At 67.6% G+C, this 21,732-nt stretch carries 22 protein-coding genes; 9 read left to right on the top strand and 13 right to left on the bottom strand.

Annotated elements, in window-relative coordinates:
• The first annotated feature begins 41 nt into the window (after positions 1-41).
• A complete protein-coding gene (locus GGR03_RS14050; RefSeq protein WP_183209022.1) occupies positions 42-539 on the top strand; it encodes a MarR family winged helix-turn-helix transcriptional regulator in 498 nt (165 codons plus the stop codon).
• Between the two features lie 112 nt (positions 540-651).
• On the top strand, positions 652-1,884 hold the full coding sequence (locus GGR03_RS14045) for a multidrug effflux MFS transporter (protein ID WP_183209269.1): 1,233 nt from the start codon (positions 652-654) through the stop codon (positions 1,882-1,884).
• Here the strand turns inward: GGR03_RS14045 and GGR03_RS14040 are convergent.
• The 4 genes from GGR03_RS14040 to GGR03_RS14025 all read right to left on the bottom strand — a co-directional run bounded on the left by GGR03_RS14040 (position 1,881) and on the right by GGR03_RS14025 (position 6,135).
• Positions 1,881-3,017 (bottom strand): site-2 protease family protein, encoded by a 1,137-nt coding sequence (locus GGR03_RS14040; protein ID WP_183209020.1) that lies wholly within the window; start codon positions 3,015-3,017, stop codon positions 1,881-1,883. The two genes, GGR03_RS14045 and GGR03_RS14040, sit on opposite strands and share 4 nt — an antisense overlap.
• A gap of 84 nt (positions 3,018-3,101) precedes the next feature.
• Positions 3,102-3,689: a protein-S-isoprenylcysteine O-methyltransferase gene (locus GGR03_RS14035; protein WP_183209018.1), complete on the bottom strand. Its 588-nt coding sequence runs from the start codon at positions 3,687-3,689 to the stop codon at positions 3,102-3,104.
• Positions 3,686-4,900 carry a hypothetical protein gene (locus GGR03_RS14030; RefSeq protein ID WP_183209016.1) on the bottom strand — a complete coding sequence of 405 codons (1,215 nt, stop codon included), beginning with the start codon at positions 4,898-4,900 and terminating at the stop codon, positions 3,686-3,688. Before GGR03_RS14030 ends, GGR03_RS14035 begins: the two co-directional genes overlap by 4 nt.
• Positions 4,901-5,124: 224 nt before the next feature.
• The gene (locus tag GGR03_RS14025; RefSeq protein WP_183209014.1) at positions 5,125-6,135 is read right to left on the bottom strand and encodes an LLM class flavin-dependent oxidoreductase; all 1,011 of its coding nucleotides are present in this window, start codon (positions 6,133-6,135) and stop codon (positions 5,125-5,127) included.
• A 166-nt stretch (positions 6,136-6,301) separates the two neighbouring features.
• On the opposite strand from GGR03_RS14025, the gene GGR03_RS14020 reads away from it, so the two are divergent.
• Positions 6,302-8,095, top strand: a complete 1,794-nt coding sequence (locus tag GGR03_RS14020) for an L-lactate permease (protein ID WP_183209012.1) — start codon at positions 6,302-6,304, stop codon at positions 8,093-8,095.
• A 97-nt stretch (positions 8,096-8,192) separates the two neighbouring features.
• Here GGR03_RS14020 and GGR03_RS14015 read toward each other — a convergent pair whose 3' ends face one another.
• The gene (locus GGR03_RS14015) at positions 8,193-9,413 is read right to left on the bottom strand and encodes an argininosuccinate synthase (RefSeq protein WP_183209010.1); all 1,221 of its coding nucleotides are present in this window, start codon (positions 9,411-9,413) and stop codon (positions 8,193-8,195) included.
• Positions 9,414-9,620: 207 nt separating this feature from the next.
• Here GGR03_RS14015 and GGR03_RS14010 point away from each other — a divergent pair, with 207 nt between their 5' ends.
• Entirely contained in the window at positions 9,621-10,265 is a 645-nt protein-coding gene (locus GGR03_RS14010; protein WP_183209008.1) for a LysE family translocator, read from the top strand.
• A gap of 24 nt (positions 10,266-10,289) precedes the next feature.
• On the opposite strand, the gene GGR03_RS14005 is transcribed toward GGR03_RS14010, so the two are convergent.
• The 7 genes from GGR03_RS14005 to thpR all read right to left on the bottom strand — a co-directional run bounded on the left by GGR03_RS14005 (position 10,290) and on the right by thpR (position 15,052).
• A complete protein-coding gene (locus GGR03_RS14005) occupies positions 10,290-10,949 on the bottom strand; it encodes a glutathione S-transferase family protein (protein WP_183209006.1) in 660 nt (219 codons plus the stop codon).
• Between the two features lie 75 nt (positions 10,950-11,024).
• Positions 11,025-11,249: a BrnA antitoxin family protein gene (locus GGR03_RS24315; RefSeq protein ID WP_281379021.1), complete on the bottom strand. Its 225-nt coding sequence runs from the start codon at positions 11,247-11,249 to the stop codon at positions 11,025-11,027.
• A gap of 5 nt (positions 11,250-11,254) precedes the next feature.
• Entirely contained in the window at positions 11,255-11,707 is a 453-nt protein-coding gene (locus tag GGR03_RS13995) for a hypothetical protein (RefSeq protein ID WP_183209003.1), read from the bottom strand.
• A gap of 82 nt (positions 11,708-11,789) precedes the next feature.
• Positions 11,790-13,031, bottom strand: a complete 1,242-nt coding sequence (gene rlmN / locus GGR03_RS13990; RefSeq protein ID WP_183209267.1) for a dual-specificity RNA methyltransferase RlmN — start codon at positions 13,029-13,031, stop codon at positions 11,790-11,792.
• A 160-nt stretch (positions 13,032-13,191) separates the two neighbouring features.
• A complete protein-coding gene (locus tag GGR03_RS13985) occupies positions 13,192-13,698 on the bottom strand; it encodes an invasion associated locus B family protein (RefSeq protein WP_183209000.1) in 507 nt (168 codons plus the stop codon).
• A gap of 310 nt (positions 13,699-14,008) precedes the next feature.
• A complete protein-coding gene (locus tag GGR03_RS13980) occupies positions 14,009-14,389 on the bottom strand; it encodes a YkvA family protein (protein WP_183208999.1) in 381 nt (126 codons plus the stop codon).
• A 63-nt stretch (positions 14,390-14,452) separates the two neighbouring features.
• A complete protein-coding gene (thpR, locus tag GGR03_RS13975; protein ID WP_183208997.1) occupies positions 14,453-15,052 on the bottom strand; it encodes an RNA 2',3'-cyclic phosphodiesterase in 600 nt (199 codons plus the stop codon).
• A gap of 184 nt (positions 15,053-15,236) precedes the next feature.
• On the opposite strand from thpR, the gene GGR03_RS13970 reads away from it, so the two are divergent.
• Positions 15,237-15,908: a GNAT family N-acetyltransferase gene (locus GGR03_RS13970; RefSeq protein ID WP_183208995.1), complete on the top strand. Its 672-nt coding sequence runs from the start codon at positions 15,237-15,239 to the stop codon at positions 15,906-15,908.
• Here GGR03_RS13970 and GGR03_RS13965 read toward each other — a convergent pair.
• Positions 15,880-16,560, bottom strand: coding sequence for an arylesterase (locus GGR03_RS13965; RefSeq protein ID WP_183208994.1), 681 nt, complete (start codon positions 16,558-16,560; stop codon positions 15,880-15,882). The two genes, GGR03_RS13970 and GGR03_RS13965, sit on opposite strands and share 29 nt — an antisense overlap.
• A gap of 66 nt (positions 16,561-16,626) precedes the next feature.
• On the opposite strand from GGR03_RS13965, the gene GGR03_RS13960 reads away from it, so the two are divergent.
• The 4 genes from GGR03_RS13960 to GGR03_RS13945 all read left to right on the top strand — a co-directional run bounded on the left by GGR03_RS13960 (position 16,627) and on the right by GGR03_RS13945 (position 21,719).
• Positions 16,627-17,361, top strand: a complete 735-nt coding sequence (locus GGR03_RS13960) for an ABC transporter ATP-binding protein (protein WP_183208993.1) — start codon at positions 16,627-16,629, stop codon at positions 17,359-17,361.
• Positions 17,358-19,952, top strand: coding sequence for an ABC transporter permease (locus GGR03_RS13955; RefSeq protein WP_183208992.1), 2,595 nt, complete (start codon positions 17,358-17,360; stop codon positions 19,950-19,952). The genes GGR03_RS13960 and GGR03_RS13955 overlap by 4 nt, the downstream gene beginning before the upstream one ends.
• A 269-nt stretch (positions 19,953-20,221) precedes the next feature.
• Positions 20,222-20,992, top strand: a complete 771-nt coding sequence (locus tag GGR03_RS13950; RefSeq protein ID WP_183208991.1) for a Bax inhibitor-1/YccA family protein — start codon at positions 20,222-20,224, stop codon at positions 20,990-20,992.
• Between the two features lie 163 nt (positions 20,993-21,155).
• Positions 21,156-21,719, top strand: coding sequence for a GNAT family N-acetyltransferase (locus GGR03_RS13945; protein ID WP_183208990.1), 564 nt, complete (start codon positions 21,156-21,158; stop codon positions 21,717-21,719).
• Positions 21,720-21,732 lie beyond the last annotated feature (13 nt).

Raw genomic sequence — 21,732 nt, 5'->3', positions numbered from 1 at the left:
GATTCTGCCGCTTCACGTGGTCAATGCGAGTGCTGACGACAATGACCCAACTTCTCCCGAGCAATTCCCTGGGCTTCCTGCTGGTCGATGCGGCACGGCTGTTCCGCCAGGCGTTCGAGAAGGTGGTGGTCGAGGCCGGCCTCGAGCTCACGCCCGGCGAAATCAGGGCTCTGGCCTATGTCGCGCGCTTCGAGGGGACCCGGCAGGCCGTGCTCGCCGACCGCATGGGCGTCGAGCCGATGACGCTTTCGGCCTATCTCGACCGGCTGGAAATTCGCGGACTGATCAGCCGGACGGTCGATCCTTCGGATCGCCGCGCCAAGGTCGTACGGCCGACAGCGGCGGCCGAGAAAGTCTTCACCGAAGTACGGCCGATCGCCTTGGCGCTCTACGAGCAGACCGTGAGCGGCTTCAGCGAGGAGGAGCGCGCGGTGGTCGACGAACTGCTGCAGCGCATCCGCGCCAATCTTACCAACGACCCGCAGATCGTCGGCTCCGCGACCCAGGATCCGGCGCTTCCGCTGCCCCGCACCGCCTAGAATCCCCTCCCGCGTTCTGGCCGGAGCGGCTCGCCTGGCAGGCGCGCCACCCTTGGTGCGTCCAACCGATCCGGAGCTTGCCTTGCCCCCTTCCTCCGTCCCGCCGGCGACCATGTCGCAGCGTCGGACAGCCCTGATCGGCGGGTGCCTGGTGGCGATCGGACCGATCTCGCTGGCGCTCTACACTCCGGCCATGCCGGTACTGGTCGGCGAATTCGGCACGACCGAATCGATGATCAAGCTGACGCTGTCGGTCTATTTCGCGGGTTTCGCGCTGACCCAGCTGGTCTGCGGTCCGGTCTCCGACGCCTTCGGCCGGCGGTTCGCGACGCTCGCCTTCATGGTCGTCTACGTCGCGGGCTCCGCGCTGGCGGTGGCAGCGCCGAATGTCGAGACGCTGATCGCCGCGCGGTTGCTGCAGGGGATCGGCGCGTCGGTCGGCGTGACGACAGCCAGGGCGATCGTCCGCGACCAGTTCTCCGGCGAGACCTCGTCGCAGATCATGAACGCCATCGGGATCATCCTGGCGATCGGGCCGGCCGTGTCGCCGACGCTGGGGGGCCTCACCCTGGCGCTGGCCGGCTGGAACGCGATCTTCGTGCTGATGATGCTGTGCGGCCTGGTCGTGGTCGGCGTGACGCTCGGCTTCATGCGCGAGACGGGAAGGCCGGATCGCTCCCGCATCCGGCCACGCGCGATCCTGTCGGCCTACGGGCGGCTCGCCACCCACAAGCAGTTCCTGTCGACCAGCCTGACGGTCGCGGGCGCCGTGGGGGCGCTCTATACGCTGGCGACCGTCCTGCCCTTCGTGCTGATCGACCGCGCCGGCCTTTCTCCCACGCAGTTCGGCATCGGCATGCTCGCACAGTCCGGCATGTTCCTTTGCGGCTCGCTGGCCGTGCGCTACGCGATGACGCGCAACAGCGCCTATCGGCTGGTGCCGGTCGGCCTCGGATTCATCGCGGCCGGAAGCATCGCATTGGCGCTGTCGATCGCGCTGCTGCCGATCTCCTATCTGTCGATCATGATGCCGGTAGGGCTCTACGCCTTCGGCATCGCCTTCGTCATGCCAGCCATGACCACGGCCTCGCTCGCACCGTTTCCCGACATGGCGGGCGCCGCGGCGGCGATGATGGGCTTCATCCAGACCGGCGCCGGGCTTGCGGGCAGCGCGCTAGCGGCGCTCATCGGCGAACCGGTGCTGGCGACGCAGATCATCATCCCGGGCCTCGGGCTGATGGCGATCACCGCCTATCTCGTGCATCGCAGCAGCGCCCCTGCGCCGTTACCGGAGCCGCGGCCCCTGGTGCCGGCGCCGGAAATGCCGCGCAGCGATCGCGACTAGCCCCTCCGCGGTGGGTCGAACGGGCCGACTTGCGGCGTCGGCCGCAGCCGACCGACGCCGCCGGCCTTCGCCAGCATCATGTACTCGGCAATGTTCTCCGGCGTGATGTAGGCGACGAGCCGGCCGTCGCGATCGACGACGCCGAGGGCCGGCGCGTCGTGCTCGCGCATCTTGTTCATGGCGAAGGAGAGGGCGGCGTTCTCGCGGATGGTCGGTACGTCGCGCACCATGACCTCGACCACGGGCGTATCGCGACCGGTGCGCGCCAGCGCCTGGATCAACGACTTCTGGGTAAGGATGCCGCGCAGCTGGCCGACGCCGTCGACCACGGGAAACTCGTGCTGCGTGGTGCGGATCAGGGCTTCGGCGGCATTTGCCAGCGTCGCCTGCGGCCCCAGCGTCTCGAAGCGCGTGATCATCGCCTCGCTGGCCGAAACCGTCCGCCCGGCGTCCTCGATACCGACCTGATAGCTCTCGCCGGCTGCGGCGAGATAGACGAACACCGCGATGAAGACGAGGAAGACGTTACCGGTCGTCAGGCCCCAGAAGCCGAATCCGAAGGCAAGCACCTGACCGGCACGCGCCGCGTAGCGGGTGGCGGTCGCCCGGTCGTAGTGCATCGCCAGGAGGGCCCGGAGCACCCGCCCGCCGTCCATGGGGAAGGCCGGGATCAGGTTGAACAGGACGAGGAAGACGTTGACGGTGGCGATCCGCGCGAGGAAGCCGGCGGCCGGATTGTCCAGCGCCTCGATCGAGGCGGCATCGAACCGGGCCCCGAGCGCGAGGAACAGCACCGCCGCGATGACGACGTTGACCGCAGGACCGGCCAGGGCGACGACGATTTCCTCGCGCGGGCGCTCCGGCATGCGTTCCAGCCGGGCGACGCCGCCGATCGGCAGGAGGGTGATGTCCGGCGTCGCGATGCCGTAGCGCCGGGCGGCCAGCGCGTGCCCGAGTTCATGTGCGACGACGCAGGCGAAGATCGCCACGATGAACGCGATGCCTTCGATCGCCGCCGCCTGGCCGCCGCTCTGATAGGCGGAGACGCCGATCCAGAGCAGCAGCAGCAGGAAGGTCAGGTGGATCCGGATCTCCGACCCGAACAGGCGACCGATGGTGAGGGACCAAGGCATGGGCAGCTCCCGGCGGGACGAGACGGACAGGGTGTCCCGAGCCGGATATGGCGCCGCCGGCCACGCGTTTCATCGGATGGATGGTCAGAACACGCCGGGAATGATCCGCGCCGTCTTCTGCCGGTAGTCGCGATAGGCCTCGCCGAAGGTCTCCTCCATCATCCGCTCCTCCGGTCCGATGCGGAAGAAGAACAGGGTGCCGAAGCCGACCAGCCCGGCGAGGCCGGCGATCCAGTTCGGGACGAGCAGTGCCTGGGCGAGTGCCATCGTCCAGAACGCGGTGTACATCGGATGGCGAAGCCGCCGGTAGATGCCCGACGTCACCAGCTCGTGCTTCTCGCGGATGTCGAGCGACACCGACCACATCCGCCCGAGCGCCTTGTGGGTCTTGCGGAACAGGACGAGCGCCAGGACCATCGCCGCGGCGCCCAGCCCGATCTGCCACCAGGACGGTTCGGTGCGGGAAAATTCCGGCCAGCCGGTCGCCACGGACACGCCAGGCAGGAGGCCGAGCCCGGTGAAGGAGATCGCCATGCGCAACGTCTCGGCGGCGCCGCGGCGGGTGCGCTCGACGCGACGCCGCTTGGCGCGCCGCTCGAACGGGTAGCGGATGACGTACCAGCCGACGACCATCAGCACCCAGAGGATGCTGCCGGCGAGCTCGGGGCTCATCGGGCACCGCCGGCGGCGGCCAGCGGCGGCGCCCGATCCGGGGTCACGGGCGCATCGCCGGCCAGCGGCGGCAGTCCGACGGTGCCGGTTTCGGCGAAATCGACGAGCGGGCGGGGGCCGAGCAGCAGCATGTGGAACGAATAGGCGCAGCGCTGCTCGACAGCGAGCACGAACTGCCGGTGCAGCCGGAAGAAGTCGCGCTTGATGCGCTGGTAGGTCGCGGCCTTCACCAGGTGCTTGAAGCGGATCCGCACGACGATGGGGGTGCGGCCGTCCATGATGCCGAGCGAAGTCGCTGGGTTGGATTTGTAGAAATTGATCGGGTCGGACAGGCCCTGGCAGTCCGTCCACGGCAGCCGGCGGTCCACGACCAGGCGTTCGACCGCTTCGCGCTGGTCGCTCGCGGCGGGATGCAACGCCGTCTTGAGCAGGCTGGAGCCGACGGTGAAGATGTGCAGCCGCTCGGCCGCCAGCCCGTCACGGATCGCGCGGTCGACGGCCAGGATCGCCAGGCTCGCCCCCAGGCTGTGCGCCGCGATGACGACCTCCTGCGCGTCACTCGCGTCGCTGCGCCTGCGGATCTCCGACGCCTGGCGCTCGATCCGCGCCAGGATGAGCGGATTGCGGCCGCGGCAGAAGTCGCGGGCCATCGCCCAGTCGTCGAGCGCGGTCAGCAGATGCAGCCGCCGGTTGACCCACCACAGCAATGCGAGGGCGACGCAGCCACCGCCGGCCAGCCCCGCCAGAACCCCCAGGGCGCCGGGCGCGAGCCCCGCCAGCCAGCTGAACACGAGCAGGGCCGGCACCAGCGCGAACAGCAGCATGGCCAGCGGAAAGGCATAGAAGAAGCCGTAGCGCCAGCTCGTGCGAAGATACCTGAACACCGTGCCGGTCAGCAGGAAGTCGCCGAGCGCGACGAGCCCGGTGACGAAGCGGGTGATCACCGGCCGCGCGGCATAGGCGCGGATCAGGTCGCTCCAGTCGCAGACGACGATGTCGGTCTCGGTTTTGTAGCCGGAGCCGGCGAGGACGGCGTGGAAGACTGCGAATGGGGCCGTCTTCGTACTGCCGGTATCAGGCGAGCCAAGGACAAGCTCGGCATTCCAAACATCGGCCGAGCGTTTTGCCGCTCGGTGGAACCGCTCGACCTGAGCCTCGGCTCGCAAGGGCTCGAACCCCGGAAACAGGAATACGAGCCGCTTTTCAATCATACTCTCACCCATCCTGCCACAGCGGCACGCGGGCCGTTTACTCCCGGCGACCCCCGCTTCGGCGGCCCCCGCGAGTCCGGTGCCTAGCCCAGCCTGTGTAGTCTGAGAAGGTAACCGCTTAAACTTTCAGGGCTCAAGCCACGAATTATCGCAGTGTGAGGCACAGTTGCCAGACAGCCCGGGCAGTTCCGCCGGTGGGGGCGGCCACAATCGGCCGCCGCGGGTCAGGCGGCGGCCACGCGGGCGGTGCCGATCTGCTGCATCGCGTCGGCGGCGATGGCGAAAGAATGCAACCTCGCGGCGTGATCGTGGATCTGGCCGGTGAGGATCACCTCGTCGGGCTGGTGGGTGTCGATCAGCCGGGCCAGTTCAGCCCGGATCGTGGCCGGGGAACCGGTGGCAGAGACCGAGAGCGCGTCGTCGACCATGGCCTTGGCCATCGGATCCACCCGTTCCTCGAAATCCGCCACCGGGCGCGGCAGCGGCCCGGCCTGGCCGGTGCGCAGATTGACGAAAGCCTGCTGCATCGAGGATTTCAGGATCCGCGCTTCCTCGTCGCTGTCGGCGGCGAAGACGTTGATCGCCAGCATGAAATGCGGCTCGGGCGAGCGCTCGGAGGGGCGATACGTGTCGCGATAGACCTCGACCGCCTGCTCCAGGGCGGCCGGCGCGAAATGCGACGCGAAGGCATAGGGCAGGCCGAGATGGGCGGCGAGCTGGGCGCCGTAGAGGCTGGAGCCGAGGATCCAGACCGGAACCATCGTGCCGGCGCCGGGGATCGCCCGCACCTTCTGGCCGGGACCGGCCGGCTCGAAATAGCTGATCAGCTCGAAGACGTCCTGCGGGAAGTTGTCGGAATTGTCGAGGCTGCGCCGCAGCGCCCGCGCGGTCAGCATGTCGGTGCCCGGCGCGCGGCCGAGACCGAGATCGACGCGGTTCGGGTAGAGCGTCGCCAGCGTCCCGAACTGCTCGGCGACGACCAGCGGCGCATGGTTCGGCAGCATCACCCCACCGGCACCGACCCGGATCGTCGTCGTCTGGCTCGCGACGTAGCCGAGCGCCACCGCCGTGGCGGCGCTGGCGATGCCGGTCATGTTGTGATGTTCGGCCATCCAGAAGCGCGTGTAGCCGAGCCCTTCTGCGTGGCGCGCAAGCGCGGCGGAGTTGCGCAGTGCCTGCGCGGCCGTGCCGCCTTCCGGGATCGGGGAGAGATCGAGGACGCTGTAGGGAACCATGGGATGGGCCTTCGACGATTGAACTTTGGTCTCATGTGGCGTCCAAACCGGCCGGTAACAAAGGGTATGAACGCAGATTGATCCGTAATGTGAACAATCAGGCTTGCATTGAAAGGGCCGAGCGGAAACTAGGGAACGAGGTGAGGAACATTCTGGGAGGTTTGTGATGGGCTCTGGTTTCCTGTTCGCGATGGCGCTGCTGCCGATCGCGATCGTCTTTCTGCTGCTGGTGGTCATGCGCCGATCAGCGAAATTGGCGATGCTGGTCGCCTATCTGGCGACCGCGGCGCTCGCCCTGACCGTCTGGGATCAGGCGATCGGCACGGTCGCCGGCGCCACCATCAACGGCCTTGTTACGGCCCTCACACTGCTGTTCATCATTTTCGGTGCGATCCTCGTCCTGCAGACCGTGCATGAGAGCGGCGCGATCCGGGCCATCCGCCGCGGCTTCACCGAGCTCTCGCCGGACCGGCGCATCCAGGCGATCATCATCGCCTGGCTGTTCGGCTCGATGATCGAGGGCGCATCCGGCTTCGGCACGCCGGCCGCCGTCGCCGCGCCGCTGCTGGTGGCGATCGGCTTCCCGGCCATGGCCGCCGTGCTGGTGACGCTGATCATCCAGTCGACGCCGGTCTCCTTCGGCGCCGTCGGCACGCCCATGCTCGTTGGCGTCAATACCGGTCTCGGCGGCAACGAGGGCGTGCTGGCCTCGATCGCGCCGATGCCGCTGATCGACTATGTCTACGCCGTCGCCGCCAACGTCGCGATGGTTCACGCTCTGGTCGGCTTCGTCATCCCGCTGATCATGGTCGGCATGCTGACTCGCTTCTTCGGCGCCAACCGCTCGTTCATGGAAGGCTTCCGGGTCTGGAAGTTCGCTTTGTTTGCCGGTCTCGCCTTCACCGTTCCGTATTATCTCGTGGCCTGGCTGCTCGGCCCCGAATTCCCGTCGCTGCTCGGCGGACTGATCGGCCTGTTGATCGTCGTTCCCGCCGCCCGCCGGGGCTTCCTGCTGCCGAAGGACCGGTTCGAGTTTCCCGAGCGGGCCGGCTGGAACGGCCACTGGTTCGGCACGCTGAAGGCGGCGGAGGCCGAGGAGGTCATTGCGGCACGTGATGGGAGCGCGCAGATCTCGCTGCTGCGGGCCTGGTCGCCTTACCTGATCATTGCGATCCTGCTGGTGCTCACCCGCGTCGTCGCCCCGCTGAAGGCGGCGCTGACCTCGCCGGAGGCGACGCTCGCCTTCAACGACATGTTCGGCTCGGGGATCAACGCCACGGCGCAGCTGCTCTATTCGCCGGGAACCGTGCTGATCATCGCCTCGCTGCTGTCGGTGCTGATCTTCCGGATGAGCGGCAAGGCCTATGCCCGTGCGTGGACCGGTTCGGCGAAGACCATGGTCGCGGCGGCACCGGCGCTGCTGCTGGCGGTGCCGATGGTGCAGGTGTTCCTCAACACCGGCCGTGGGCCGATGGAGTCGATGCCGCTGGTGCTCGCGGAAGGCGTCTCCAGCGTCGCCGGCTCGGCCTGGCCGCTGTTCGCGCCGCTGCTCGGCGCGCTCGGCGCCTTCATCGCCGGCTCGAACACGGTGTCGAACATGATGTTCTCGCTGTTCCAGTTCTCCGCGGCCGAACAGATCGGCCTGGGCGCCGCGGGCGCTATGATCGTCGTCACGCTGCAGGCTGTCGGCGGCGCCGCCGGCAACATGATCTGCGTCCACAACGTCGTCGCCGCCTCGGCGGTGGTGGGTCTCACCGACCGCGAGGGCGAGGTGATCCGCATGACGCTGATCCCCATGGCCTACTACGTCGTGCAGGCGGGCCTGATCGGCATGGCGCTGATCTATGGCGGCTTCTGGGGAATTCTGGCGGTGGTCTGGCTGGCGGCGGTGATCGCCGCGATGGCTTTCAACAAGGGCCGCCCGAAGGTCGCGACCGGCGGGGCGGTTCCGGCGGAATAGGCCGCGGCCACAGTACCGAACAGAAAAAGGCCCGGCGGAGCGATCCGCCGGGCCTTTTCGTTTGAGTGATTCCCGCGACTTTGGAGGCGACCGGTGACTACCGGCCGTCGCGCTTGGCCAATGTCCGCAGGCGCAGGGCGTTCAGGCGGATGAAGCCGGCCGCGTCCTTCTGGTCGTAGGCGCCGTGGTCGTCCTCGAAGGTAACGAGGGCGTCCGAGTAGAGCGATTTCGGCGAGGCGCGGCCCTCGACGATGACGTTGCCCTTGTAGAGCTTCAGCGTCACCGTGCCCTCGACATGCTGCTGACTGTGGTCGATCGCCGCCTGCAGCATCTCGCGCTCGGGCGAGAACCAGAAGCCGTTGTAGATCAGCTCCGCATAGCGCGGCATCAGCTCGTCCTTGAGATGGCCGGCGCCGCGGTCGAGCGTGATCGATTCGATGGCCCGGTGGGCGACCAGCAGGATCGTGCCGCCCGGCGTCTCGTAGATGCCGCGCGATTTCATGCCGACGAAGCGGTTCTCGACGAGGTCGAGCCGGCCGATGCCGTTGTCGCGGCCGAGATCGTTGAGCGCGGCCAGCAGCTCGTGCGGCTTCATCGTCTTGCCGTCGATCGAGACCGGATCGCCCTTGGCGAAGCCGATGGTGATCGTCGTCGCCTTGTCCGGCGCGTCCTCCGGGCTCACCGAGCGCTGGAAGACGTAAGCCGGCGGCGCGACGTCCGGGTCCTCGAGCACCTTGCCCTCGGAGGATGAGTGCAGGAGGTTGGCGTCGACCGAGAACGGCGCCTCGCCGCGCTTGTCCTTGGAGACGAGGATCTGGTTCTTCTCGGCGAAGTCGACGAGGTCGGTGCGGGACTTGAACTCCCATTCGCGCCAGGGCGCGATCACCTTGATGTCCGGGTCGAGCGCGTAGGCGGACAGCTCGAACCGCACCTGGTCGTTGCCCTTGCCGGTGGCGCCGTGGGCGATGGCGTCGGCGCCGGTCTCGTGGGCGATCTCGACGAGGCGCTTGGAGATCAGCGGCCGGGCGATCGAGGTGCCGAGCAGGTAGGTGCCCTCGTAGACGGCGTTGGCACGGAACATCGGGAAGACGAAGTCGCGGCAGAACTCCTCGCGGACGTCGTTGATGTAGATCTCCTTGACCCCCATCATCTCGGCCTTCTTGCGGGCCGGCTCGAGCTCCTCGCCCTGGCCGAGATCGGCGGTGAAGGTCACCACCTCGGCGCCGTATTCGGTCTGCAGCCATTTCAGGATGATCGAGGTGTCGAGGCCGCCCGAATAGGCGAGCACGACCTTCTTGACGTCGCGATGCTGTACCATGTGAGTTCTTTCGTCTTGCCGTTTGCACCGCCTCTAGCGCAAAGCGCAGCCGGAGGGAAACCGGGGCAGCCGGCTGGTGCCGGTGACACGTGTCGAATGCCTCTGGCCATCGCCGGGGTGGCGGCATAAAGCTGCTGACCGATCCGCCCGCGCGGGCGATCCTGTCCCGGTCCCGCCGCCCTCCGCGGCCAGCAGGCGAGAGCCGCCATGACCTTCCTGCCCGATCTGCCGACCCTCGTCGCCTTTTCGATCGCCTGCTTCGTGCTGACCATCACGCCCGGGCCGGACATGACGCTGTTTCTCGGCCGGACGCTGGCGGGCGGGCGCGCGGCGGGAATCGCCGCCTATGTCGGTGCCTCCACCGGCTCTCTCATTCACACGACCCTGGCCGCCATCGGGCTTTCGGCCCTGATCGCGGCTTCGCCCGAAGCCTTCCTGCTGCTCAAGATCGTCGGCGCCGGCTACCTCATCTTCCTGGCCGTCCAGGCGATTCGCTCGGGCTCGAGCCTCAAGGTCGATGCGACGGGCGAGATGAAGAAGCCGTCGCTGATCGCCAGCTGGCTGACCGGCATCGGCATCAACCTTTCCAACCCGAAGATCATCCTGTTCTTCGTGACGTTCCTGCCGCAGTTCGTGGCGGCGGGCGATCCGGATGCGGCCGGCAAGCTGTTCTTCCTGGGCGTCTACTTCATCCTTTTCGCGACGCCGTTTGCCCTGGCGATGATCGTCGCGGCGGACAAGCTCGCCGCCACGCTGAAGCGCCGCCCGAAGATCACGCGCGCGATCGACTGGATCTTCGCCAGCGTGTTCTCGGCCTTCGCGGTGAAGATCCTGACGACCCAGGGGCACTGACGCCAGGGCGCCAGGTCTCCACCGTCAGGCGTAGGCGTAGGGTCCGCCGCGCTTCAGCCCCTGGCGGAACGCCGGGCGGGCATGGATGCGCAGCAGGAAGTCGCGCAGGAGCGGCCGGTCCTCGTAGCCGAAGCGCTGGGCCGCGGCCTCGACCGGAAAGCTCATCATGATGTCGGCGACGGAGATCTCGGGGCCGGCAAACCAGCCGGTGGCACCGAGCGACTGTTCCCAGTGATCGAGATGCAGCTTGAGCTGCGGCAGTACCAGCAGCGTGTCGACCTTCTGCATCGCGGATTTGAGGATCGGGCGCACGAGCATCGGCGCGCGCGCCGGGATCATCTGCAGCACCAGCATCAGGAACAGAGGTGGCATCGCCGACCCTTCCGCATAATGCAGGAAATGCCGGGCCTGCCAGTAATCCTCCGTGCCCGGCGGCGGCATCAGCCGCCCGTCGCCGTGGCGGTCGAGGATGTATTCGACGATGGCGCCGGTCTCGGCGATGGTGTGCTCGCCGTCGGTGAGGATCGGCGACTTGCCGAGCGGGTGGATCTGCCGCATCGCCTTCGGCGCCTGCATGTCCTTGCCCCGCTCGTAGCGCTTCACCTCGTAAGGCACGCCAAGCTCCTCCAGCATCCAGAGGATGCGCTGGGAGCGCGAGTTGTTGAGGTGGTGAATGGTGATCATCGGCGCCAATCTGCCGCGGGTAACGTTTTCAGCAAGGGCTGCAGCGGTAACTGCGAGGCCGGGCCGGCAGGAGGCTCAGAGCCCGGCGGCCTGGCGCAGCGCCGCATTCATCCGGTCCTGCCAGCCCGGGCCATCGTCCTGGAAATGCGCCAGCACGTCGCGGTCGATCCGCAGCGAGACCATCTCGCGGCCGGCCGGGATCGCGCCCGGCGTTTCGCGCACGCGGCCGGTGGCGGCTGGCGTGCTCGGCTTGAACATCGCCTCGGCGGCTTCGCGAGGGTCGAGGGGGCGTCTGGCCAAGTGATCTATCCTTCTGGCGTGGGGGCAGGGACCGGCCGCGTTTCGCTGCGGCGCCATCGCCCGGCGCGGTGGCCGGCGACGATCCAGTAGACGAGGGCGAAACAGAGCGAGGCGACGAGGATCGCGGTCTGGACGCTCATATGCGGCACGTCGCGCCCATAGGTGCCGAACAGCACCGCGACGCCGCCCAGCAGCCCGGCGGCGAGATGAAGCAAGATCGAGGAAAGCGCGAAGATTTCCGTCGCCAGAGCGAACAGCGCGAAAGGCAGGAGCACGACGGAGCCGATCTGCGCGGACTGGGCGGCGAAGGCGACGGCTGCGTGAAACAGGAAGACCGGGTCCGCGACGCCGCCGGGCGGAATCTCGAGGAACGGCCAGAGCAGGGCGAAGGCCGCGACGAGGCAGGCCGCGACGAAGCCGAACGGGATCACGAAGAGGAAGCGCAGAACGGTGCTCATCGACGACGAATACCTTCAGCGGCAGCGCCGCACGAGCCATGACGGCCGAGAATAAACGACGCTCCTGCGCGCCAGACCATCATCAGCCGGCGGCAAGCTCGCTCGCAGGAGCCGCTTCCATGGCGAGCCGGTCGCCCTTCTTCATGCGTTCCGACTCCGACTTCAGCTGGCCGCAGGCAGCGAAGATGTCGCGGCCGCGGGGCGTGCGGATCGGCGAGGCGTAGCCGGCCTGGTTCACCACCTCGGCAAAGCGCTCGATCTGGTCCCAGTCCGAGCACTCGTAGGCGCTGCCGGGCCAGGGGTTGAACGGGATGAGGTTGATCTTGGCCGGAATGCCGTGGAGCAGGCGGACGAGCTCCCGCGCATCGGCAAGGCTGTCGTTGACGTCCTTCAGCATCACGTATTCGAAGGTGATGCGGCGGGCGTTGGAGACGCCCGGATAGGTGCGGCAGGCTTCCAGCAACTGGCTCAGCGGGTACTTCTTGTTGATCGGCACCAGCACGTCGCGCAGTTCGTCGCGCACGGCATGCAGCGAGATGGCGAGGCCGACGCCCATCTCCTCGCCCGTCGGCGCGATCATCGGCACCACGCCGGAGGTCGAGAGGGTGATGCGCCGCTTCGACAGGGCCAGCCCCTCGCCGTCGGAGACGACGGCCAGCGCCTGGCGGACATTGTCGAAATTGTAGAGCGGCTCGCCCATGCCCATCATCACGACATTGGAGACGAGGCGCCCCTCCGACGGCAGGATGCCGCCTTCCGGCGTCGCGGCGTCAGGGAAATCGCCGAGCCGGTCCCGCGCAACCATGACCTGGCCGACGATCTCGTCCGGCGTCAGGTTGCGCACCAGGCGCTGCGTGCCGGTGTGGCAGAAGGTGCAGGTGAGGGTGCAGCCGACCTGGCTCGAGACGCAGAGCGTGCCGCGGCCTTCCTCGGGGATGTAGACGGTCTCGATCTCCACCGGCCGGCCGGCGCCGCGGGCGGGGAAGCGGAACAGCCATTTGCGGGTGCCGTCGACGGAGATCTGTTCCTCGACGATTTCCGGCCGGGCGATCGTGTAGGCCGCGTCGAGCGCCTGGCGCAGCGTGCCGGCGATGTTTGCCATCTGGCCGAAATCGGCGACGCCGCGAACATAGAGCCAGTGCCAGAGCTGCGCGACGCGCATTCGGACCTGCCGCTCCGGGACGCCCAGCGAGCGCAATGCCGCAGCCAGTCCCTCGCGGTCCATGCCGATCAGCGACGGCTTCTCTCCGGACGCGGCCGGCATCGTCGCGGCAGGCACGCGGGGCCGCGTATCAGGCGAGGCGAGGTCGAGCGAAAAGGCCATAGGTTCCTCGGCCGGGCTGCCGGCCAGTCTCGTCACAGAGGGAATGATCCTGTCACATGACGCTTTCCGGCCGGTTTCGCAAGGTTTGAGGCCTTGCCGACAGCAAAACGCCGGGCTTTCGCCCGGCGTCGCCGTCAATTCCGGATTGCAAGAACGAACGTCAGCGGCACTCATTGATCGAGTTCAGCGCGGCGGTCACGCCGGCGAGCGAATAGGTGTAGCTGGTCGCCGTGCCGCGCTGCGAGGTCGCGTCGACCTTCATGCTGCGGCCGGCCTTTAGCGCGGCGACTAGCTGCGGCTCCTCGGCGGCGTTCTCCATCCAGGCCGACTCGCCCTTGACGAACATCGAGTAGTCCTTGCCGTCGATGTCGACGATGACCTTCGAGCCTTCCCGCAGCGGATATCCCATCACCACCTGCGGCTCGTAGGAGACGCCCTGGCCCGGCTTCTGCGAGACCAGGAAGAAGATGTCCCCATGGTTGACGCTGGCCGGGGTCATCGCCGTCGGCGTCGACAGGATGTAGCAGACCTTGCCGGCGGAATCGTCGTAGGAATAGGTGCCCCAGGCATTGAACTGGCTGATGCGCGTCGGAGTCTGGGCAGCGCCTGCGGCGCTCGAGAAGATCAGAATGGCCGCCGTTGCCGTAAGGACGTTCTTGAGTTGCATGGTTCCCCGCTCGTTCGGTGCGTGCGTCATTGGCGATTGGTCGTGGCCAGCGCCGCGATCGGCGCCGGTCCCGGTGGCGAATGTCCCGACAAACTAGACCGAAGCCCGTTTATCCTTGGTTAACGAAAGCCGAATGACCGCAAGACGTTTTGCGGGAAGGCTTCGCTTTCCAACCGCGTGGCCGGGACCGCCTGAAGATAGCCCTGCTGAATGAGGGACAAAATCGGGCGACAGTTTGGCGGCGGGACGGCAACGGAGGTTACGGTATCGTAAGGTCGCCTTCCGGAGCGGGGGATCGGCGCCAAGGCCGTTAGGGCTGCATCTCGCCCAGCGTCTCGCGGGCCTTCACGTAGTGTTCCGGCTTGATGTTGCCCCGTACGGCACGGAACGCCGCCCACATCACCGCGATGTCGTCGGTGAAGCCGATCCCGAACAGGAAGTCCGGCATGATGTCGAACGGCAGGACGAAATAGGCCAGCGCCGCCAGCAGCACGCCGCGGCTGGCGCTGGGGGTCTTGGGGTCGATGGCGCAGTAATAGGCGGCGATGACGTCCTCCATGAAGGGGACGTAGCGGAGTGCCCGGCGCGCCGTGTCGAAGAACGAGGCGCGAACCCGTTCTTCCTGCCGCGCCTGCTCCTCGTCGGTGCCCGGCTGCAGTACCCCGTCGATATCGAGAATGTCGCGTGCCATCTGTGTCTCCGCCATCTGTCGACAGTAGATGGATCGCGAAGGCCGCCGGCTCAAGTGAGGCGGTCAGCCATACTGGCTGGCGAGCACCCCGGATTCGAAATGGCCGTAGCCCTCGTCGGCGCGGTGCACCGATCCGAGCGGGAAAGCTTCCTCGAGCAGATACGGTCCGCCGCCCACGGAGTCGCGCGCCGAGAACAGGCCGAACCGCGCGACCTTGATCGGCGGGGTCCGGAAACCGGCATTCCGCGCCAGATAGCGCGCGACGTCCTCGGGCTTGGGCTGGCGCAGCCGCGCCAGCGTGACATGCGGCAGGAATTTGCGTTGGTCGGCGGGAAGCCCGAGCCGGCGGCAGATCCGGTCGATCTCGAGCTGCAGCTCTGCCAGCGCCGGCGAAGCCTCGACCTCGGCATGGATCGACCGCGGCTTCTTGCTGCCGAAGGCTGCGATGCCGCGCAGTGCGATCGAAAAGCCCGGCCGCTCGACCCGGTCCAGCGCCGCGACGATCTCGTCGGCGAGGCGCGGTTCCACGTCGCCGATGAAGCGCAGCGTGAGGTGGTAATTCTCCGGGTCGGTCCAGCGTGCCGACGGCAGGCCGCCGCGGAGCAGGGACAAGGGAAAGGCAAGCGCCTGGGGGATTTCGAGGGCGGTGAACAGTCTCGGCATCGGATGGTCCTTCCGTGCGTCATTGCCTTCACCGGGAAAGACTCTCATCCCGGGAGCCATGTTTCAAGAACAGGGCAGCCTTGCAGCGCCTCATTCGCCGTTGTCGGTAACGCAATGCACAATTATCTTCTGCGGCGAATGGGGAGGCCCAGTCCGGGGAGGACGAAACGAAGGCATCGACAACATGTCGAATCTGGCTATCCCCGGCGATGTCGTCGCAGTGACGAAAGCTGCCGACGACGCGTCCGCCGTGACGATCCGGCGCCTGCATCCCAAGGAGAGCGATCTCCTGCTCGCGCATCTGATGCGCCTCGATGGCGAGGCCCGGCGGCTGCGCTTCGGCAATCCCGTCAACGACTATTTCCTCGGGCGCTACGCGGCGCTGGCGCTCGGCGCCGATGCGCTGATCATGGGCCTGTTCGTCGACGGCGTGCTGCGGGGCGTCGCAGAGCTGCGCTATCTCACCGGTTCCCGCAGCGAGGCCGAGGGAGCCTTCTCGATCGAGAGGGCGTTTCAGGGCCTCGGCTTCGGCGACCGGCTGTTCGGCCGGCTGATCGCCTCGGCGCGCAATCGCGGTGTCCGGCGGCTGTTCCTCACCTGCCTGCGCGAGAACCGCCGGATGCAGGCCATCGCCGCCAAGCACGGCGCCGACCTCAGCTTCGTCGCCGGCGACGTGACGGCGGAGATTCGCCGCCCCTATGCCGATGCTGCCAGCATCGCCGAAAAATGGGCCGACGAGAGCGAGGCCTTCGTGTTCGCCATGATCGACTGGCGGCGGCATGGGCTCGAATTCCTGACAAGGCCGCTGCAGCGACTGGCCGAAACCCTCAACCCGTCGTCCCCTGCCGGGCGATGATCTCGTCGAGGCTCTCGGTGATCAGCGGCAGCATGCGCTCCACGATTACCGCGACGCCGGCAGGATTGGGATGCATCGCATCGTCCTGGTTCAGCGAGGTCTCGGCGGCGACGCCATCGAGGAAGAACGGGTAGAGCGGAACGCCGTATTTCTCGGCAAGCTGCGGGTAGATCGCGTCGAAAGCGGCCTGATAGTCGTTGCCCATGTTCGGCGGCGCCAGCATCCCGGCAAGGATCACATCCTGGCCGCGCTCGTCGAGGGTCGCAAGGATCCGGTCGAGATTGTCCCGCGCGATCTGCGGCGACACGCCGCGCAGCGCATCATTGGCCCCGAGCTCGACGATGACGAGGTCGGCGCTTTCCGGCACCGACCAGTCGAGGCGGGCGAGCCCGCCCGTCGTGGTGTCGCCCGAGACGCCGGCATTCGTCACCACGACCTCATAGCCGGCCGACTGCAGGGCCGCCTGGAGCTGTTCGGGAAAGGCCTCGCCGGGCCCGACGCCGTAGCCGGCGGAGAGGCTGTCGCCAAAGGCCACCACCTCGATCGGATCGGCGCTCGCGGCGGCTTCCGGCTGTTGCGCGGAAGCGGCGGGTGGCACCGCCAGCCATGACAACAGCGTGAGAGCCGCAAGGATCGGTTGGAAGCGCTGCATCGCACACCCCATATAGCGCGAGCCCCGGAGGCGGCCCTTGAGGGGCGGATATAGGAACGAGCGATCTTGGCGGAACCGGCAGTACGATTACGAAACGTTCATCTGACCCTCGGGTCCGGTCGCAGCGCGGTCCACGTGCTCAAGGGAGTCGATCTTTTCGTCGAGCGGGGCGAGTCGGTGGGCATTGTCGGCCCCTCGGGCTCCGGCAAGTCGACGCTGCTGATGGTCCTGGCCGGCCTGGAACAGGCCGACGCGGGCGAGGTCGAGATCGCAGGCCAGTCGCTGATCGGGCTCAGCGAGGACCAGCTGGCGGCGTTTCGTGGCCGCAATGTCGGCATCGTCTTCCAGTCCTTCCATCTGATCCCCAACATGACCGCGCTCGAGAACGTCGCGGTGCCGCTGGAGTTGGCCGGCCATCCCGATGCGTTCGAGCGGGCGACACACGAACTCGGCCAGGTCGGCCTCGCCGACCGCATCATGCATTATCCGGGCGAACTCTCCGGCGGCGAACAGCAGCGCGTCGCCATGGCACGGGCGCTGGCGCCGGAGCCGGCGATCCTGATCGCCGACGAGCCCACCGGCAATCTCGACCAGGAGACCGGCCGGCAGGTGGCGGACCTGTTGTTCGCCGAGCGCGAGAAACGCGGCATGACGCTGGTGCTGGTCACCCACGACCCAAGCCTTGCGCATCGCTGCGAACGCGAGATCGCGGTGCGGTCCGGCGAGATCCATGACGACCGCATGCGCGACAGTATCGCGCCGGCGCCGGTCACCGGGACGCTGGAAAGCCAGCCGGCATGACGGCGGTGGACATGGCATCGGCTGCCCGGGTGCGGCCGGAGCCGGTCGGCCGGCGCGGCCGCCTCGCGCTGGCCTTCCGTTTCGCCCTGCGCGAGATGCGCGGTGGCCTGTCGGGCTTCTACATCTTCCTCGCCTGCATCACGCTCGGCGTCGCGGCGATCGCGGCGGTCAATTCCGTTGCGACGATGATGACCACGGGGATCGCCGAGCAGGGTCGCACGATCCTCGGCGGCGATCTGCGATTCGAGCTGACCCAGAGGGAAGTGACGCCGCAGGAGGCCGAATATCTCGAGGGGCTGGGCGCGGTGGCCCGGTCCGCGGACCTTCGCTCGATGGTGCGGCTGACCGACGGCAGCGACCAGTCGCTGACCGAGGTGAAGGCCGTCGACGGCGCCTATCCGCTCTACGGCTCGCTGGACACGACGCCCGATGCGCCGCTGGACTCGCTGCTCGGCGAACAGGACGGCCGCTTCGGTGCCATCGCCGCGCCGGAACTGTTCGACCGCCTCGGCATCGAGCCGGGCGCCATCGTGCGGCTCGGCAATGCCGATATCGAACTGCGCGGCATCCTTGATCGGGAGCCCGATGTCCTGTCCGACGGCTTCAATTTCGCGCCGCGGCTGATGCTGTCGCTGGACGGGCTCGCGGCAAGCGGCCTGGTGCAGCCGGGCAGCCTCGTCGAGTACCAGTACAAGGTGCGGCTCGCCCCGGACCGTGCCGGCGACGCCGAGGCGGTGATGGAAGAAGCCAACGCGCGATATCCCGACGCAGGCTTCAGCATCCGCACCTCCGCCGAGGCCGCGCCCTCCCTGCAGCGCAATATCGAGCGCTTCTCGCAGTTCCTGACGCTGGTCGGTCTGACCGCGCTGATCGTCGGCGGGGTAGGCGTCGCCAATGCCGTCAACGCCTATCTCGACTCCAAGCGGCCGGTGATCGCGACCTTCAAGAGCCTCGGCGCGGGCGGCAATTTCGTCGTTGCGGTCTATCTCATCCAGATCATGACGCTGGCGGCGCTCGGCATCGTCATTGGACTGCTGCTCGGGGCGATCGCGCCCTTCGTCACGGCGCGGTTCCTGGAAGCCGTCGTCCCGGTCGCGGCGAGCGCTTCGGTCTATCCGATGGACCTGGCGCTGGCGGCGCTGTTCGGTGCACTGACGGCATTGGCCTTCGCGCTTCTGCCGCTGGGGCGCACCCGCTACGTCGCCGCGACGGCGCTGTTCCGCGAGGCGGGCACCGCCGGCTTCACCCGCATGCGCTGGAGCTATCTTGCCGTTGCGCTTGGCCTCGCCGCGCTGATCGGCGTCCTGGCGCTTGTCATGGCGGGCGACAAGCAGGTCGCGCTGGTCTTCCTGATCGGCACGGCCGCGGCTTTCCTGATCCTGCGCTTCGTCGCCCTCGGCATCGAGTGGCTGGCGGCACGCGCGCCGCGCGTGCGCTCGACGCCGCTGCGGCTGGCGCTCGGCAACATCCACCGGCCGGGCTCGCTGACCGGCTCGGTGGTCCTGTCGCTGGGGCTCGGCCTGACGCTGCTGGTGACCCTTGCAACCATCGACTACGATCTGCGCCAGGAGATCGGCACCGGCATGGCATCGCGGGCGCCGGACTTCTTCTTCGTCGACATCCAGAACGGCGAGGTCGATGCCTTTCGCGAGACGATCGAGACGCTGGCTCCGGGCTCGACGCTCGACGCGGCGCCAATGCTGCGCGGCCGCATCACCCGGCTCAACGACCAGGACGTGGCGACGATGGAGATCCCACCGGAAGGCGGCTGGGTGCTGCGCGGCGATCGCGGCATCACCTATGCGCCGACGCTGCCGGAGAACTCGACGATCTCCGACGGCGAATGGTGGCCGGAGGACTACGAGGGCGAGCCGCTGGTCTCCTTCTCGGCAGAGGAGGGCGGCGAACTCGGCCTGTCCGTCGGCGACACGCTGACCGTCAACGTCCTCGGGCGCAGCATCACCGCCCGGATCGCCAATTTCCGCAGCGTCGAATGGGAGTCGCTGTCGATCAACTTCGTCATGGTGTTTTCGCCCAACGCCTTTGCCGGCGCGCCGCATTCCTGGCTGGCGACACTGACCATTCCCGAAGGCGGCGAGGCGGCCGAGAAGACCGTGCTCAACGGTGTCACCAACGCGTTTCCCGCTGTCACCAGCGTACGGGTCAAGGAGGCGCTGGATGCGGTCAACGGCCTCATCGCCCAGCTGGCTCTGGCGATCCGCGTCGCAGCCGCCGTGGCGCTCGTCGCCTCGGTGCTGGTGCTGTCGGGGGCGCTTGCCGCCGGCAATCGCGGACGCGTCCACGACGCGGTGGTGCTGAAGACGCTGGGGGCGACGCGGATGACGCTGATCCGCGCCTTCGCCACCGAATACCTGCTGCTGGGCCTTGCCACCGGCGTGTTCGCCATTGCGGCGGGGGCGCTCGCGGCGTGGTTCGTGGTCGCGCGCATCATGCAGCTGCCTTACGTGTTCGACTGGACCGTGGCGCTGACGACGCTGGTGGTCTCGCTGGTGCTCACCGTCGGTTTCGGCCTCGCGGGCACGTGGCGCATCCTCGGCCAGAAGGCGGCGCCGGTGCTGCGCAATCTCTGAGGCGACAGGGCGCGGCCGTGCGGCACATGATAAGTCTTGATTAGTAGATCGGCTCGGGCGGACGAAAGACTGCGGCAGATAACGCAGAATTAATCCCGATCCGGCTCTATTTCGCGGCAGTGCGATGTCGGCGACTTGTGCAAAAGCACGCCGATCCGCATATTATCCTCAGGATCGCTGGGCGTCCCGCCAGCGGCGCCTCGTCGTTGCAGGCCTCGGGCTTGAGCGGTGGACACCGGACGGGACACGCAGAAAAGGAATGCTAAGAAATGGCTGACTATCGGAATCCCGGGGTACGGACCGTACCCGCGGCCGGTGCTAGGGCGGACATCGACCAGGGCCTCCGCACCTACATGCTGAAGGTGTACAACCTGATGGCAGCCGGCCTCGCCATGACGGGCGTTGCCGCCTATCTCCTCTATTCGCTTTCCGTCACGGTCGAGCCGACCGCCTACCAGGTGCGGCCGGACCTCTATCTGACGGATCTCGGCTACACGGTGTTCGTCTCGCCGCTGAAGTGGGTGCTGATGCTGGCGCCGCTGGCGATGGTGTTCTTCCTGTCGTTCCGCGTCCACAAGATGAGCGTCGCGGCAGCCCAGACGACCTTCTGGATCTACGCCACGATGGTCGGCCTGTCGCTGGCGACGATCTTCCTCGTCTATACGCAGGAGTCGATCACCCAGGTGTTCTTCATCACGGCCGCTTCGTTCGGCGCGCTGTCGCTCTGGGGCTACACCACCAAGCGGGACATCTCCGCCTGGGGTTCGTTCCTGTTCATGGGCGTGATCGGCCTGGTCATCGCCATGGTGGTGAACATCTTCCTGGCCTCGCCGGCGCTGACCTTCGCCATCTCGGCGATCGGTGTCCTGGTGTTCGCGGGCCTCACCGCCTACGACACCCAGCAGATCAAGGAAATGTACTACGAGGGCGACGGCTCGGCCGTCATGGGCCGCAAGGCCGTGATGGGCGCCCTGCGCCTCTATCTCGACTTCCTGAACATGTTCCTCTTCATGCTGCAGCTGTTCGGCAACCGCGAATAGGCTTCACGCCAGAGACTGACGGAAAAGGGCGGCCCTCGGGCCGCCCTTTTCTTTGGCCGCGTCTTCTGCAAGATCGGTAACCGGCCGGATGAACCGACCCGGCGCCCAGCCGCCGCTTCGCGTGTCCGCGAGGCCGGCAGACCCTCATTCGATGCAGTTGCCCATGAGTGCCCATACGATCCGCCCCGCCCGCCCCGAGGATGTCCCGGCCTTTCGCGACATCTACGAGGAGGCCGTACTGAACGGCACCGCCACCTACGAGCTGGTGCCACCCGACCTTGCCGAGATGCGCGCCCGCTTCGCCGCGATCACCGGCGTCGGCTATCCCTTCATCGTCGCCGAGGACCACCACGACACGGTGCTCGGCTACGCCTATGCGAGTGCCTTCCGGCACCGACCCGCCTATCGCTGGTCGGTGGAGGATTCGATCTATCTGGCGCCGGAAGCCAGGGGCCGCGGCATCGGCCGCGACCTGCTGACGAGGCTCGTCGAGCTCTGCAGCGAGAGCGGCTTTCGCCAGATGGTCGCGGTGATCGGCGGGGCCGACAACGAGGCCTCGATCCGCGTGCACCGCAGAGCCGGCTTCCGCATGATCGGGACGTTCGAGGGATCGGGCTTCAAGTTTGGCCGCTGGATCGACACCGTGCTGATGCAGATGCAGCTCGGGGACGGCAACACGTCGCTGCCGGACGAGACGGTGTTTCCGGGGACGCTCTACGGCGGATGAGGCATGCGCCGGC

Origin of the sequence: Aurantimonas endophytica, from assembly GCF_014196845.1 — a bacterium.
Classification (GTDB): domain Bacteria; phylum Pseudomonadota; class Alphaproteobacteria; order Rhizobiales; family Rhizobiaceae; genus Aurantimonas; species Aurantimonas endophytica.
The sequence above is the reverse complement of the archived record's forward strand: the minus strand, read 5'-3'. Positions and strand labels throughout refer to the sequence as shown.